14 protein-coding genes and 1 tRNA gene are annotated in these 14,474 nt (G+C 74.4%); 8 read left to right on the forward strand and 7 right to left on the reverse strand.

The genetic code is table 11. The annotated features are described in order from the left end of the window. Positions 1 to 31: 31 nt before the first annotated feature. Both ABEA04_RS11980 and ABEA04_RS11985 read right to left on the reverse strand, forming a co-directional pair. The gene (locus ABEA04_RS11980; protein WP_345458629.1) at positions 32 to 1,375 is read right to left on the reverse strand and encodes a M20/M25/M40 family metallo-hydrolase; all 1,344 of its coding nucleotides are present in this window, start codon (positions 1,373 to 1,375) and stop codon (positions 32 to 34) included. A gap of 12 nt (positions 1,376 to 1,387) precedes the next feature. After that, positions 1,388 to 2,161 (reverse strand): ASCH domain-containing protein, encoded by a 774-nt coding sequence (locus tag ABEA04_RS11985; protein WP_345458631.1) that lies wholly within the window; start codon positions 2,159 to 2,161, stop codon positions 1,388 to 1,390. Between the two features lie 96 nt (positions 2,162 to 2,257). On the opposite strand from ABEA04_RS11985, the gene ABEA04_RS11990 reads away from it, so the two are divergent. From ABEA04_RS11990 to katG, 3 genes are all read left to right on the forward strand, one after another. Continuing rightward, positions 2,258 to 2,343 (forward strand) — tRNA-Leu (locus tag ABEA04_RS11990). 184 nt (positions 2,344 to 2,527) lie between these two features. After that, positions 2,528 to 2,977 (forward strand): Fur family transcriptional regulator, encoded by a 450-nt coding sequence (locus ABEA04_RS11995; protein WP_345458633.1) that lies wholly within the window; start codon positions 2,528 to 2,530, stop codon positions 2,975 to 2,977. A 74-nt stretch (positions 2,978 to 3,051) separates the two neighbouring features. Next, complete coding sequence (gene katG / locus ABEA04_RS12000) at positions 3,052 to 5,235, forward strand: catalase/peroxidase HPI (RefSeq protein ID WP_345460327.1); 2,184 nt, start codon at positions 3,052 to 3,054, stop codon at positions 5,233 to 5,235. 86 nt (positions 5,236 to 5,321) lie between these two features. Here katG and ABEA04_RS12005 read toward each other — a convergent pair whose 3' ends face one another. Continuing rightward, complete coding sequence (locus tag ABEA04_RS12005) at positions 5,322 to 5,930, reverse strand: hypothetical protein (protein ID WP_345458635.1); 609 nt, start codon at positions 5,928 to 5,930, stop codon at positions 5,322 to 5,324. A gap of 314 nt (positions 5,931 to 6,244) precedes the next feature. Between ABEA04_RS12005 and ABEA04_RS12010 the strand changes: the two genes are divergently transcribed. After that, positions 6,245 to 6,397 (forward strand): hypothetical protein, encoded by a 153-nt coding sequence (locus ABEA04_RS12010; protein ID WP_345458637.1) that lies wholly within the window; start codon positions 6,245 to 6,247, stop codon positions 6,395 to 6,397. A 97-nt stretch (positions 6,398 to 6,494) separates the two neighbouring features. Here the strand turns inward: ABEA04_RS12010 and ABEA04_RS12015 are convergent, their stop codons facing one another. The 3 genes from ABEA04_RS12015 to ABEA04_RS12025 all read right to left on the reverse strand — a co-directional run bounded on the left by ABEA04_RS12015 (position 6,495) and on the right by ABEA04_RS12025 (position 10,599). Further along, a complete protein-coding gene (locus ABEA04_RS12015) occupies positions 6,495 to 7,859 on the reverse strand; it encodes a helix-turn-helix domain-containing protein (RefSeq protein ID WP_345458639.1) in 1,365 nt (454 codons plus the stop codon). Positions 7,860 to 8,097: 238 nt separating this feature from the next. Further along, on the reverse strand, positions 8,098 to 9,066 hold the full coding sequence (locus ABEA04_RS12020) for an NAD(P)H-binding protein (RefSeq protein WP_345458641.1): 969 nt from the start codon (positions 9,064 to 9,066) through the stop codon (positions 8,098 to 8,100). 87 nt (positions 9,067 to 9,153) lie between these two features. Further along, a complete protein-coding gene (locus ABEA04_RS12025; RefSeq protein ID WP_345458643.1) occupies positions 9,154 to 10,599 on the reverse strand; it encodes a GuaB1 family IMP dehydrogenase-related protein in 1,446 nt (481 codons plus the stop codon). 18 nt (positions 10,600 to 10,617) lie between these two features. On the opposite strand from ABEA04_RS12025, the gene galK reads away from it, so the two are divergent. Next, complete coding sequence (gene galK, locus ABEA04_RS12030) at positions 10,618 to 11,763, forward strand: galactokinase (RefSeq protein WP_345458645.1); 1,146 nt, start codon at positions 10,618 to 10,620, stop codon at positions 11,761 to 11,763. Here the strand turns inward: galK and ABEA04_RS12035 are convergent. Continuing rightward, positions 11,750 to 13,126 carry a DUF2252 domain-containing protein gene (locus tag ABEA04_RS12035; RefSeq protein ID WP_345458647.1) on the reverse strand — a complete coding sequence of 459 codons (1,377 nt, stop codon included), beginning with the start codon at positions 13,124 to 13,126 and terminating at the stop codon, positions 11,750 to 11,752. The genes galK and ABEA04_RS12035 overlap by 14 nt on opposite strands. A 97-nt stretch (positions 13,127 to 13,223) precedes the next feature. On the opposite strand from ABEA04_RS12035, the gene ABEA04_RS12040 reads away from it, so the two are divergent. The 3 genes from ABEA04_RS12040 to ABEA04_RS12050 all read left to right on the forward strand — a co-directional run bounded on the left by ABEA04_RS12040 (position 13,224) and on the right by ABEA04_RS12050 (position 14,464). Further along, complete coding sequence (locus tag ABEA04_RS12040) at positions 13,224 to 13,511, forward strand: YiaA/YiaB family inner membrane protein (RefSeq protein ID WP_345458649.1); 288 nt, start codon at positions 13,224 to 13,226, stop codon at positions 13,509 to 13,511. 79 nt (positions 13,512 to 13,590) lie between these two features. Further along, positions 13,591 to 13,956 (forward strand): hypothetical protein, encoded by a 366-nt coding sequence (locus ABEA04_RS12045; protein WP_345458651.1) that lies wholly within the window; start codon positions 13,591 to 13,593, stop codon positions 13,954 to 13,956. Between the two features lie 58 nt (positions 13,957 to 14,014). Next, positions 14,015 to 14,464 carry a hypothetical protein gene (locus ABEA04_RS12050; RefSeq protein WP_345458653.1) on the forward strand — a complete coding sequence of 150 codons (450 nt, stop codon included), beginning with the start codon at positions 14,015 to 14,017 and terminating at the stop codon, positions 14,462 to 14,464. Positions 14,465 to 14,474 lie beyond the last annotated feature (10 nt).

Here is a 14,474-nt window from a genome sequence, read left to right on the forward strand (position 1 = left end):
GACCCACGGACCCTGAGCCTGTCGAAGGGCCTCAGACCTGATCGAGAAAGCGGTCGAAGACGCGCGCGCCGAACTCGAGGGCGTCGACCGGGACGCGCTCGTCGACACCGTGGAACAGCGCGGTGAAGTCGAGGTCGGCGGGCAGCCGCAACGGGGCGAAGCCGTAGGAGCGCATGCCGAGCTTGCGGAAGTGCTTGGCGTCGGTGCCGCCGCTCATCGTGTAGGGCGCCACGATGCCCTCGGGGTCCTCGGCCTGGATGGCGCGCGTCATCGCACCGACGAGGTCGCCGTCGTACGGCGTCTCCCACGGCTGCTGGTGCGACATGAAGTCCCACTCGACGCCGTCGCCGCACAGCTCGCGCAGCGTGGCGAAGAACTCGTCCTCGTAGCCGGGCAGGAACCGACCGTCGACGTGCGCGGTGGCCTCGGTCGGGATGACGTTGACCTTGTAGCCCGCCTCGAGCTGGGTCGGGTTCACGGTGTTGCGGATGACGGCGCCGAGCATGCGTGCGGCGCCGCCGAACTCCTCGATGAGGGACTCGGCGTTCTCGGGCGTCGCCTCGGTGCCGGCGAGGTCGGCGACGGTGGCGAGCAGCACCTCCATCGTCGGGGTCAGCCGCACCGGCCACTGGTGGGCTCCGATGCGCGCGACGGCGCCGGCGATGCGCGTGACGGCGTTGTCGGTGTTGACCATCGACCCGTGCCCGGCGCGACCGCGCGCGGTCAGCTTCATCCAGGCCATGCCCTTCTCGGCCGCCTCGACCAGGTAGAGCCGTCGCCCGCGCACGGTGGTGCTGAACCCGCCGACCTCGCCGACGGCCTCGGTGCAGCCCTCCAGCTCGTCACGGTGCTGCTCGACGAGCTGCTCGGCGCCGTGGTGGCCGCCGGCCTCCTCGTCGGCGGTGAAGCAGAGGACGACGGGCCGCTCGGGCGCGCGCCCGGCGCGCTGCCGCGCCCGCACCACCGAGAGCAGCATGGCGTCGAAGTCCTTCATGTCGACCGCGCCGCGGCCCCACACGTAGCCGTCGACCACCTCGCCCGAGAACGGGTCGACCTGCCAGTCGTGGGCCGCCGCCGGGACGACGTCCAGGTGGCCGTGCAGCAGCAGGCCGCCGCGGTCGGACGCCGCTCCCCCGCCTCCGGTGCCGCCCCAGTGCGCCACCACCGAGGTGCGCCCGGGCGTCGTTTCGTACAGCCGCGCCTCGATGCCGACCTCGTCGAGCAGCGTCGCGACGTGCTCGGCGGCCTTGCGCTCCCCCGGGCCTCCGGTGCCGTCGGGCTCGCCGTAGTTGCTGGTGTCGAACCGGATCAGCTCGCGGCAGAGGTCGACGACCTCGCCGGCCGGGTCGTGCTCGGTCGCGTCCTGGTCAGCCATGCCGCCATGGTGTCACCCGGCGAAGTCGAGTCCGACCCCCGCAAGGGCGTCGCCGAGCACCCGGACGGCGTGCGGCCCGACCCCGTGCAGGGCCTGCAGGTCGCCGCGGCGCCAGGCGGCGACGTCCTCGAGGGTGGCGACGCCGGCCGCGGCGAGCGCCCGGCTCGCGGGCGCCCCGACGCGCGGCAACGGCGTCCCGGTCGGTAGCGCGGGCGGTGCGACGCCCAGCAGGGCCGCGCCGCGCGGGGAGAGCCGGTAGCCGACGTCGAGCGAGACGGTGAGGCCGAGCTCCTTCAGCTTGCGCACGTCGCGCTTGAACTCGGCCGTCTCGCGACCGAGGGACGCCGCGAGGTCGGGCGCCCGCACCCCCGGACGCCGCTCGATCAGCCGCAGCGTCTCGCGGGTCCAGGGCCCGTCGGCGGCCGCGGCGTCCAGACGGTCGAGCCGGGCCGCGAGCGCGGCGCGCTCGGCGTCGTCCGGCAGCTGCTCGCGCAGCGCCTCGCGGGGGTCGGCGCCGGCGTGCCGCAGCCCGACCCGCCACACCGGGCGGTCGGCCGGCTCGGCGAGCCGCTCGCGCAGCGCGGCCAGGGTCGGGGCGCCCGCCCGACGGGCCTCGGCGGCCGTGATGCGGCTCGGGGCCACGCGCTCGACCTCGGTCACCTCGACCAGCCCGACGGCCGTGCGCAGCCGCGTGCCCACCTTGACCCGGGGCCGGTCCCAGCGGCGGAACGCGAGGTCGACGGCGCCGTCGCGGATGGCCCGCAGCTCGACCGGACGGATCATCACGGGCCTCACCCTAGGAGCCGATCCGGCGCCCTCGCGCCCGAGGCGCATCCCGATGCGACGAACCGGAGCGTTCTTGCTACCGTTCCGTTCGCACTCGTCCGGGTGGCGGAATTGGCAGACGCGCTAGCTTGAGGTGCTAGTGCCCGTATTAGGGCGTGGGGGTTCAAGTCCCCCCTCGGACACCCCAGTCTCACCCCGACGTCGCTCGTCGACGTCGGCTCTCGCGGCCCGACCGCATCGACAGCCGCTCCGACGGTCGCACCGGGCACGCGCGTGGCCTCGTCCGTGCGCGGCCCCGGCAGGTTCACCCCGCCGAACCACGCCGCAGTCTTGAACCGTTCAAGATTGACCGGCAGACTGCCGAGGGTGCCGACCACCGACCACGAGCGCTCCCTGCGCGAGGCCTCGCTGCGGGTCACCCGCCCGCGGGTGGCGGTGCTCGAGGCCGTCGAGGCCCACCCCCACGCCGACACCGACACCCTGATCGGCGAGGTGCGCACCCGCCTCGGCGAGGTCTCGCACCAGGCCGTCTACGACGTGCTCCGCGCCCTCACCACCGCCGGGCTGCTGCGCCGCATCCAGCCCTCGGGCTCGGTCGCGCGCTACGAGACGCGCGTCGGCGACAACCACCACCACGTCGTGTGCCGCGTCTGCGGCACCGTCGCCGACGTCGACTGCGCCGTCGGCACCACGCCCTGCCTCACCGCCTCGGACGCCGGCGGCTTCGTCGTCGACGAGGCCGAGGTCATCTACTGGGGCACCTGCCCCGCCTGCACCACCCGCACGACCAGCCGCACGACCAGCACCACCCGCTGAACGACCGACCAGCCGATCCCAACCGGAAGGGACCACCCGTGTCACAGCACGACCACGAGACCGTCGAAGCCGACATGAACACCGAGGAGGCCGGCGGCTGCCCGGTCCACGCCGGACGGATGGGACACCCCACCGAGAGCGCCGACAACACCGACTGGTGGCCCAACCAGCTCAACCTGCGCATCCTGCGCAAGCACGGCCCCGCCGGTGACCCGATGGACGCCGACTTCGACTACCGCACCGCCTTCGAGAGCGTCGACCTCGACGAGCTCGCGCGCGACGTCGACGCCGTGATGACCGACTCGCAGGACTGGTGGCCGGCCGACTTCGGTCACTACGGCGGCTTCATGGTCCGCATGGCCTGGCACAGCGCCGGCACCTACCGCACCGACGACGGTCGCGGTGGAGCCGGTGCCGGCATGCAGCGCTTCGCCCCGCTGAACAGCTGGCCCGACAACGGCAACCTCGACAAGGCGCGCCGCCTGCTGTGGCCGGTGAAGAAGAAGTGGGGCAAGAAGGTCAGCTGGGCCGACCTCATGGTCTTCGCCGGCAACCGCGCCCTCGACACGATGGGCTTCGAGACCTTCGGCTTCGCCGGCGGCCGCGCCGACGTGTGGGAGCCCGACGAGGACGTGTACTGGGGTCCCGAGCGCACCTGGCTCGGCGACGAGCGCTACACCGGCGACCGCGAGCTCGAGAAGCCGCTGGGCGCCGTCCAGATGGGCCTGATCTACGTCAACCCCGAGGGCCCCAACGCCAACCCCGACCCGCTGGCCTCCGCGCGCGACATCCGCGAGACCTTCGGCCGGATGGCGATGAACGACGTCGAGACCGCCGCGCTCATCGCCGGTGGCCACACCTTCGGCAAGACCCACGGCGCGGCCGACCCCGAGCAGTACGTCGGCGCCGAGCCGGAGGGCGCCTCGATCGAGGAGCAGGGCCTGGGCTGGAAGCAGAAGTTCGGCTCCGGCAAGGGTCGCGACACCATCACCAGCGGACTCGAGGTCACCTGGACCTCCACCCCCGTGCAGTGGAGCATGGGCTACCTGGAGAACCTGTTCGGCCACGAGTGGGAGCTCACCAAGAGCCCCGCCGGCGCCTGGCAGTTCCAGGCCGTCGGCGACGAGGCCGCCAACACGATCCCCGACCCCGAGACCGGCGAGATGAACCGCCGGCCCACCATGCTGGTCAGCGACATCGCGCTGCGCGAGGACCCCGTCTACCGCGAGATCTGCCTGCGGTTCAAGGACGACGAGGCCTACTTCAAGGACCAGTTCGCCCGCGCCTGGTACAAGCTCACCCACCGCGACATGGGCCCCAAGCAGCGCTACCTCGGGGCCTGGGTGCCCGACGAGGAGCTGCTCTGGCAGGACCCCGTGCCCGAGGCCAGCGGCGACCCGCTCACCGCCGAGGAGGTCGCCACCCTCAAGCAGCAGATCCTCGCCAGCGACCTCACCGTCCCGCAGCTGGTCAAGGCGGCCTGGGCGGCGGCGTCCTCGCACCGCGTCAGCGACAAGCGCGGCGGCGCCAACGGCGGTCGCGTCCGGCTCGACCCGCAGCGCGGCTGGGCCGTCAACGACCCCGACGAGCTCGCCCAGGTGCTGCGGGTGCTGGACGGCGTCCAGGCCGGCTTCTCGCGCGACGTCTCGATCGCCGACCTCGTCGTCCTCGGCGGCAGCGCCGCGGTCGAGAAGGCCGCGGCCGACGCCGGCCACCCGGTCGAGGTGCCCTTCACCCCGGGCCGCACCGACGCCTCGCAGGAGCAGACCGACGTCGAGTCGTTCAGCCACCTCGAGCCGACCTCCGACGGGTTCCGCAACGTGCTCGGCAAGGAGGGCCGCCTGCCCGGTGAGTACCGCCTCGTCGACCGCGCCAACCTGCTCGGCCTCTCTGCCCCGCAGATGACCGTGCTCGTCGGCGGCCTGCGGGTGCTCGGCGCCAACACCGGCGACAACCGCAAGGGTGTGTTCACCGACCGCGTCGGCGTGCTGTCGAACGACTTCTTCACCCACCTGCTCGGCACGGACCTCGAGTGGCACGCCGTCGACGGCGACGACGACGCCTTCGAGGCGCACGACCGCAGCACCGGTGAGGTCCGCTGGACCGGCAGCCGGGTCGACCTCGTCTTCGGGTCGAACTCCGAGCTGCGCGCGGTGGCCGAGGTCTACGCCAGCGACGACGCCGAGGAGAAGTTCGTCCGCGACTTCGTCGCCGCGTGGTCCCACGTCATGGACCTCGACCGCTACGACGTGCGCTGACCACGTAGCGCCCGCGGGGCGCTAGCGCGTCCGGTCGCCCTGAGGCGGCCGGACGCCGACCGGATCGACGGCCGCGTCGCGATGGCTCACCGCCACCGCGGCGCGGCCGCCACCGTCTCCAGCTGATCGACGCCCAGCGCCGGGCGCCCGCCCACGTCGCGGCGCGGGTCACGTCCGGCGAAGCTCTGGACCCTCACCCGCACGCCGTCCGGACGGGTCACCACGACCGCCGTCCACGCGGCCCCACGCGCCGGCGTGCCCTGCTCGACGAGCACCGTCCCACCCGCCGCCGTCGTGCGGCAGCGACGCTCCGCTGCGGAGTTCTCGCAGGTCAGCGGGCCGGCCAGGCCCCGGCGCAGCGTCACGCGCACCAGCCCGGGGCCGCCCGCACCACGCACCACCACCTCGGCGCTCTGACCGTCGGCGGTGCGTAACGACCCCTCGCGCTGGACGCGCAGGCCGCCCGTGGCGCGCGCCACCAGGCCCGCCAGGACGTCGTCCGTGCGCTCGACCGGGAGGGTCTGCTGACCCACCACCGACGGGAGCGGCGCGACGCCGACGACGGTCGAGGTCGGCGTGCCGAGGATCTGGGAGAGCCACAGCAGCGAGCCGCTCGCGACCGTGCCGACGAGCAGGCAGCCGACCAGGGACGGGCGGCGACGGGCAGCCGTGGCGCCGGCGTCGTGGGGGCGCACGGCGATCTCGCCGGTCCCGCCGGTCCCGCCCTCCGTCGCGGCGTCCGGGGACGTGACGGGGGCGTCGTCACGGCCGCTGGCCGCGACTGACCCTCGCGCTCCGGCCCCTGCGTCTGCGACGCTCGCGCGCGGGACCGGATCGGCGCTGTCTCGACGCTCTGGCGCGCGCTGCGGCACGCCGGGTTGCGGTCTCACCGCACCTCCCGGAGAAATTTGCTTTCGATCGTGAGGCTCTTTACTCCGAACTTTGACAGAATGTAACTGTTCGTTGGACACACGGCTCCCCAGGCCGTGACTCAGAAGGAGAGAACCCCATGTCGAAGTTCCGCGCCCTGCTGGTCTCCGCCCTGCTCGCCACCTCGCTCGTCGGCGGTGCCGTGGCCGGCACCCACGCCGAGGCGAAGGCCCCGACCAAGACCAAGTCCCCGATCGTGATGAAGAACGGCGGCGACAGCTGGTGCTGCTGAGCCGTTAACGGCTCACTGCGCTCCTCCTGATCGGCCGGTACGACCGGCTCGGTCCACGCCGGCGACGTCCCGAGACGCCGCCGGAGCTACCCCAGGCTCAGCTGGTGCTCACCGCCTTCGGCGTGAAGGACGGCTGGGTGAGGCCCGTCGAGGCTGCCGCGCGCCTGAACGCGTCCAGCGCCTCGGAGACCGCACCGTGCTCCTGCAGCAGACCGCCGAGCTCGAACCACAGCTGGGCGGCACCACGGTCGGCACCCACCGCGCTCAGCTCGAGGATCGCGTGACGGAACTGCTCGACGGCCTCCTCGACCCGACCGGCGGCGATCAGGGCGCGACCGCTCAGCGTGCGCGCCTCCGCTGCGGCCAGCGGGCTGATGCCGGCGGTGGCGGTCAGGCAGTCCTCGGCCAGGCGCTGGGCCTCCTCGGTCTCACCGATGAGCAGGCGGGCGCGGGCGAGACCGAGCTGCACCCGGCTGCGGTCGAGAGCGCTGGCGTCGTTCCAGTCCATCTCGTCGCGGGCCCGGTTGAAGTTGAGGACGGCACCGTCGAGCTCGGGCGGGTCGAGCTGCAGCTGCAGCACGCCCAGCTGCAGGCGCAACCGGGCCATGTTGCGGGCGTCGTTGCCCTGCTCGAGCAGGGCGATGGCCTTCTGGGCCAGCGGCAGGGCGGCGTCGACGTCGCCGGCCCGCGAGTGCACGATGCTGCTGTTCCAGTAGGCGGAGGCCCGCGCGGTGGGCGAGTCGAGCTGCTCGGCGCTCTCGACGGCGCGGCGGCACAGCCGCAGCGCGTGGTGGACGTCGCCGCGCTCGTGGAAGGCCGCGGCCACCGTGACGGCCAGCTGGACCCCCTCGGCGGTGCCGCGCAGCGCGGCGTCGTCGAGCAGCGCCTCGGCGCGCTCGCCGACCTCGCACGCCCGGGCGAGGTCGCCCTCCTCGCGGTAGCAGCGGCTCAGCGCGATGAGGGCCTGGATGAGCGAGACGCCCGGCGGGAAGCTGCCGACGGCGTCCTCGAGGACGACGACCGCGTCGTCGAGCCGCCCGCCGGCCTCGAGCGCGAGCGCCTTGAGGTAGTAGCCGCGGCGCTCGACGTCGGGCGGGACGTCGGGCTCCTCGAGCACCCGCATGACACGGGTGAGCGCCTGCTCGGCCGCCCCCGTGCGCAGGTCGAGCTCGACGTAGTCGAGCTCGAGGCTGAGCCGCGCCACCAGCTGGGCGGCGGCGTCGGGCTCCTCGGGTCGCAGCAGGTCGTCGAGGTCGACGCCCAGGCGACCGGCGAGCCGGGCGAGCAGGTCGGGGTTGCCGCGGCGGTGACCGGCCTCGATGCGCGAGATGTAGGCCGTCGACATGTCGTCGCCGGCCGCCTCGCCCTGCGTGAGGCCGGCACGCTGCCGAGCCTCCCTGAGCCGTGCCCCCAGCACGTCGGGATCGATGTTCTTGGCCCGGAACCGCTGCTCCGGACTCACGACGCGAGTGTCCATAGGGCCATGATGCCGCAATGTGACAACAAACGGGACAAGTTGACGAGATCCTTAACCAACGGTGCCGTTCCTTAACTTTCTTCCCCGGTACGAGGCGTTTGACACCGGCTGCCTGGGTTGACCTGCCGACGTCGTGGTCAACGTCGGTTGGGTGCGGTCGTCACGCGACGACCGAGGTCGTCGCCGGGTGGGCACGCGTCCCCGTGGCCCGGGGCGGGCGCGGTCAGCCGAGCGTCGTGCCGACCCAGTCGGGGTCGCCCGGCGCCTGGCCCTGCACGTCGCCGTCGGGCGCCGACGCGTCGGAGCGCGCGACGAGCGAGCGGGTGATCGCCTCGTCGAGGCCGAGGTAGGTGTGGCCGGGGTCGAGGTCGCGGCGCACGTCGTCGTCGCGGCACACCATGTCGTGGGTCAGGCTGGCCACCAGCGCGCGGACCGTCGAGCGCGGTGCCCCCGAGAGCAGTGCGACCGCCTCGCCGACCATCCCGGCCGGCGCGACCGGCACCGTGACGCGGGGCCGCTCCAGCCCGGCGAGGGCGGCGAAGCGGTCGATGAGCTCGGCGTAGGTGAGCACCTCGTCGCCGCCGACGTCGTAGGCGCGGTTGCGGGGCTCGCCCTCGAGCGCGGCGACCAGCAGCCGGACGACGTCCTCGACGGCGATGGGCTGGATGCGGCTCGACATCCAGCGCGGCATCACGGTGACCGGCAGCCGCTCGGTGACGCGGCGCAGCACCTCGAACGACATCGAGCCGGCGCCCACGACCATCGAGGCGCGCAGCACGGTGGCGGGCACCGGGCCGGCCAGCAGGATCTGCTCGACCTCCTGGCGCGAGGAGAGGTGGTCCGAGAGCCGCCCCTCGGGAGTCAGGCCGGAGAGGTAGACGACGCGGCCGACGCCGGCGCGGGTGCAGGCGGCGGCGACGTACTCGGCCGCCTCGCGGTCGCGCTTGACGAAGGCGCCGGCGCCCATGGAGTGCACCAGGTAGACCACGGCGTCCATGTCGCGGGCGGCCAGGTGCACCGAGACGGTGTCCTCGACGTCCATGCGGCGGCGCTCGACCCGGTCGGCCCACCCGAACCGGTCGAGGGCGTCGGTGTCGCGCGCCGTCGCGGTGACCTCGTGGCCGGCCGCGAGCAGGGCGGGCACCAGCCGGGACCCGACGTAGCCGGTCGCCCCGGTCACCAGCACGCGCACACCCCGAACCTACGGGGGCGTCGTCCCACCCCTTGGCGTGGGCGTCGCCGCGGCCGGGGGGCCGCGCCCGCGGCGGGGGGGGGGGGGCTACCAGCTGGTCGAGAGCGGGCGCCCCTCGTGGAACCCGGCCGCCGACTGGACGCCGACCACGGCGTGCTCGTGCAGCTCGGCGAGGGTGGCCGCGCCGGCGTAGGTGCAGGCCGAGCGGACGCCGGAGCAGATCTGGTCGAGCAGGTCCTCCACGCCGGGGCGCGCGGGGTCGAGGTACATGCGGGAGGAGGAGATGCCCTCCTCGTAGAGGCCCTTGCGGGCGCGGTCGTAGGCCGAGTCGCCCGCCGTGCGTCCGGCCACGGCGCGGGCGGAGGCCATGCCGAAGGAGACCTTGTAGGCGCGCCCGCCGGCGTCCTCGACGAGGTCGCCCGGCGACTCGTGCGTGCCGGCGAACCAGCTGCCGACCATCACCGACGACGCGCCGGCGGCCAGCGCGAGGGCGACGTCGCGGGGGTGCCGCACTCCCCCGTCGGCCCACACGTGGGCTCCGAGGTCGCGGGCCGCCGCGGCGCACTCGAGCACCGAGGAGAACTGCGGCCGGCCGACGCCGGTCATCATGCGCGTCGTGCACATGGCGCCCGGCCCGACGCCGACCTTGACGATGTCGGCGCCGGCCTCGACGAGCGCGCGGGTGCCCTCCGCCGAGACCACGTTGCCGGCGGCGACCGGCACCGGCGGGTCGAGGGCACGGACGGCGCGCAGGGCCTCGAGCATCCGCTCCTGGTGACCGTGGGCGGTGTCGACGACCAGGCAGTCGACGCCGGCGGCGAGCAGCTCGGCGGCCTTGAGGGCGACGTCGCCGCCCACCCCGACGGCCGCCGCGACGCGCAGCCGGCCGCCGTCGTCGAGCGCGGCCCGGTAGAGCGTGGCACGCAGCGCCCCGGCACGGGTGAGGACGCCGACCAGCCGGCCCCGCGGGTCGACGGCGGCCACCAACGGGTCGCGCGAGCCGTCGAGCCGGTCGAAGACGGCGCGGGGCTCGGCCTCCGGCGCACCCTCGACGACGGTGACCACCTGCCGCATCACCTGCCCGGCCTGCGCGAAGCGGTCGACGTCAAGGCAGTCGGCGCGGGCGACCACGCCGACCGGCCGCTCGCCGTCATCCACGACTACGGCCGCTCCGTGCGCCCGCTTGGGCATCAGCGACAGCGCCTCGGCGACGGTCTGGTCGGGACGCAGCGCGATCGGGGTGTCGAAGACCAGGTGGCGCGACTTCACGACCCGCACGACGTCGGCCACCACGTCGGCCGGGATGTCCTGCGGGACGACGGTGAGGCCGCCCCGGCGGGCGACCGTCTCGGCCATGCGGCGTCCGGCCACCGCGGTCATGTTGGCCACGACCACCGGCACGGTGGCGCCGGTGCCGTCGGTCGTGGCGAGGTCGACGTCGTAGCGGCTCGCGACCGCGCTGTGCCGCGGCACCATGAACACGTCGTCGTAGGTCAGGTCGTGGGCCGGAGGCGCGCCGCCGAGGAATCGCACCGCCCTAGGGTGTCAGCCGTGACAGGAGCGGTCGAGCCGGGCGACGGGGGCACGACGGTGGAGGCTCGGGCGCCGGGGCGGGTCAACCTCATCGGCGAGCACACCGACTACAACGCCGGCCTGTGCCTGCCGATCGCCATCCCGGCCGAGACCCGGGCCACGGCCAGGGTGCTGGCCGACGGCCCCACACGGCTGTCCAGCGCGCAGCAGGACGACGTGTGGTCGGGCCGGCCCGCCGAGGCCGGACCGGGCGCCGTCGGGGGGTGGGCGGCCTACGCCGCCGGCACGCTGTGGGCGCTCGAGCAGGCGGGTGTCGCGCTGCCGGCCCTCGACCTGCACCTCGACAGCAGCGTGCCGCTCGGGGCCGGGCTGTCGAGCTCGGCGTCCCTGGAGGCCGCCGTCGCCGTGGCCGCGTGCGCCGCCGCCGGTCTCGAGGTCGACGACGCGCTGCGGCGCGACGTCCTGCTGCCGGCCTGCCGCCGCGCCGAGTCGGAGGTGGTGGGCGCGCCGACCGGTGGCCTCGACCAGTCGGCGGTGCTGCTGGCGGGCGAGGGGCGTGCCCTGCTGCTCGACTTCGCCACCGACGAGACCCCGCTGGCCGATCCGGTCGACTTCGACGTCGCCGCCGCCGGCCTCGCGCTGCTGGTGATCGACACCCGCGTCTCGCACTCGCACGCCGACGGCGGCTACGGCTCGCGGCGCGACGAGTGCGCCGCCGCCGCCCGCGCCCTCGGGGTGGCGACGCTGCGCGAGACCGACGCCGTCGCGGTCGCCGGCCTGGACGACGCGCTGCTGCGCCGGCGCGCGGGCCACGTGGTCACGGAGAACGCCCGCGTGGTCGCCGCGGTCACCGCGCTCGCGTCGGGCGACTGGGCCGGGCTCGGGCGGCTGCTCGACGCCTCCCACGAGTCGCTGCGCCACGACTTCGAGGTCTCGTGCGTCGAGCTCGACGTCGCCGTCGAGACCGCGCGCGAGGCCGGCGCGCTCGGCGCGCGGATGACGGGCGGTGGCTTCGGCGGGTCGGCGATCGCGCTGGTGCCCGCGGAGCGGGTCGACGCCGTCCGCCGGGCCGTGGACGCCGCCTTCGTCCGGGCCGGCTTCGCCGCCCCCGGCCACCTCGACGGGACGCCGTCCGCCCCGGCCGGCCTGCTCAGGTCGAGCTGACCCCGATCGCGCCGCGGCGGAAGGCGGCCACGAACTCGGCGTGGTCCTCGCGCACCTGGGTCGCGTAGCGCTCGCCGAAGTCGACCACCCAGTCGATCAGGTCGTCCTCACGGCCCTCGACGGCCTTCGTGATGGCCTCCTCGACCTGGAAGTCGACGAGGTCCTGGTCGCTGTCCTCGTCGGAGGCGCAGTGGATCTTGGCGGTCGCCCGCCCGAGCAGCGCCACCACCCGCTCGATGTCGTCGGGCTCGGTCAGGTCGTCCCAGTCGAGGTCGATCTCGTAGGGCGAGACCTCCGCGACGACGTAGCCGGTGCCGTCGACGTCGGTGTAGCCGAGCATCGGGTCGGTGTGCACCTGCAGCGCCCGCTGGCTGACCACCGTGCGGTGGCCCTCGTGGTCGAAGTAGCGCTCCACCGCCTCGGCGTCGACGAAGCGGCTGATGGCCGGCACGTTGGCCTGCTTCATCGACAGCAGGACGTCGTTGTCGAGCGCCTGGCTGTAGCCCTCGACCAGCAGGTTGTAGGCCGGCAGCCCCGCGCTGCCGATGCCGAAGCCCGACTTGCCGACGACGTCGCGCAGGTCGTAGAAGAGCTCGCGCTCGGAGCGGCGGTGCTCGGGGATGGAGTCGAGGTAGCGCTCGAACGCCTCGGTCACGCGCGCGCGCTCGTCGTCCTCGAGCCGGCGCACGGTGGGGTGGTCCTTGAAGACGCGCACGCCGTCGCTGACGCGGGTGTTGAGGTCGAGCAGGTCGGCGCGGCGGGCCTCGCGGGCCACCACCAGCGCGTCGTGGATCGGGCCCTCGGTGTTGTCGAGGTGCAGCGCGAAGTCGTCGGTCTCGCTCGCCACGTAGTCCTTCACCTGGTCGAGGTAGCAGCGCAGGTAGTGACGGATGAGCCGGTCGACGTCGTCCTCGGGCAGCGCCTTCTGCCATCCCACCAGGGCTAGCGAGGCCGCGAACCGCCGCAGGTCCCAGGTGAAGCGCCCCAGGAACGCCTCGTCGAAGTCGTTGACGTCGAAGACCAGCCGGCCGTCGGCGTTGAGGTAGGTGCCGAAGTTCTCGACGTGCAGGTCGCCGTGCACCCAGATGTTCGCGGCGTCGCCCTCAGCGAACGGGTCGTCGGTCCAGTCGCCGCGGATGACGTCGTGGTAGTACAGGCAGGCCGTGCCCCGGTAGAAGGAGTGCGCGTCGGAGGCCATCTTGCGGTACTTGGCGCGGAACGCGGCCGGGTCGGCCTCCATCAGGGGGGCGAAGGCGTCGGAGAGCACCGCGACGATGGTCTCTCCGCGCTCGCTGGTGGGCTCGGCCTTGTGCTTCACGGACTCGGGGTTCTCGGCGGTGCTGCGGGAGCGGTCGAGGGACATGCGCTCACCGTCCCACCCAGGGGTGAGTGCCGGTACCCACCTTGGTCGAGCACCTCGCCGGACGCCGCGCACCACCGCCCGCCGCCACCCTCGGGCCATGACCACCGACACGCCCAGCAAGAACACCACCGCCTTCTTCGCCATGGCCGGCGTCTCGTTCGGCACCGCGCTGCTGACCATGCTCGTCGCGATCCTCTACCTGCCGGCCGAGCCCTGGGTGCGCGCGTTCCTGGCCCTCGGCACGCTGTTCCTGACCACCTCGACCTTCACGCTCGCCAAGTGCGTGCGCGACGCCCAGGAGAGCCAGTCGGTCGTGCACCGGCTCGACCAGGCCCGCGTCGACCGGCTGCTCGCCGAGCACGACCCGTTCCGCGCCGTCTCCTGACCCCCCGCCCCGCCCGTCCAGCCACCCCGGCCCCTCCGCACCGTCCCGGTGCGGAGGGGCCGTTTGCTTGAATCGCCCGATGGACCCCAAGGCGCTGCTCGGCACGATCCGTCGCACGGCGGGGGGCGCGGCCTCCCGCGTCGTCCCGGTCGGGGCCCGCGTGGTCGGCGAGGCCCGACGACGACTGGGCGGCGCCCGCGGCGCCGAGACGCGCCCGAGCCCGGAGTCGACGCCGTCCTGCGACGAGACGCCCGCACCCGCCGCCACCCCGCCCGCCGAGGCCGACCCCGGCACGACGTCGCTGCCCGAGGGCGAGCCCACGCCCAGCCCGGCGTCGATCGCCAAGAACGTCGCTCCCCCGCGGCCGACCGTCACGCCCCGGCCGGCCGAGGCGCGCCCCTCGCCCGACGACGTCCCCGGCGGCAGGCTGCCGCCCCGCCGCTGACCGGACGGTCACCCGCGCGGGCGTCGTGGCGCCCCGCGCGGCGTGGTTGCCTGGCCGCATGACCAGCGTCCTCGGCACCGTCTCCGGCCTCGTCCGGCTGCCCCTCCGCCTCGTCGGCGTCGCCCTCGGCGTCGCGAGGTCGGTGGTGCCCGGCGCCCGCCGCGAGGAGCGGCCGGCCTCGACCTCGCGGGCCTCCCGCCCGTCGCCGTCCTCGTCGACTTCCTCACCGTTCTCGGCCGGCCCCGTGGCCGAGCCGGACGCCGGACCGCGCACCCCCCAGGGAGACCCGTTGCGCGGTCCGACGACCACCCCGTCCACGGCTGCCGACGACACCGAAGACACCGGCGACACCGACGTCGCGACCGACGGCGCCGACCCCGGCGAGCGGCTGGCGTCGGTCACCGACATCGACGCCGACGCCGGCCCGGACGACGTCGACGTGACGCCGTCCGACGTGGCCGACGCCATGGGCAGTCAGCTCGACGACCGGCCGCCCAGCCCGAGCTGAGCGGCCCCGC

The organism is Nocardioides marinquilinus (genome assembly GCF_039543705.1).
Taxonomy (GTDB): domain Bacteria; phylum Actinomycetota; class Actinomycetes; order Propionibacteriales; family Nocardioidaceae; genus Nocardioides; species Nocardioides marinquilinus.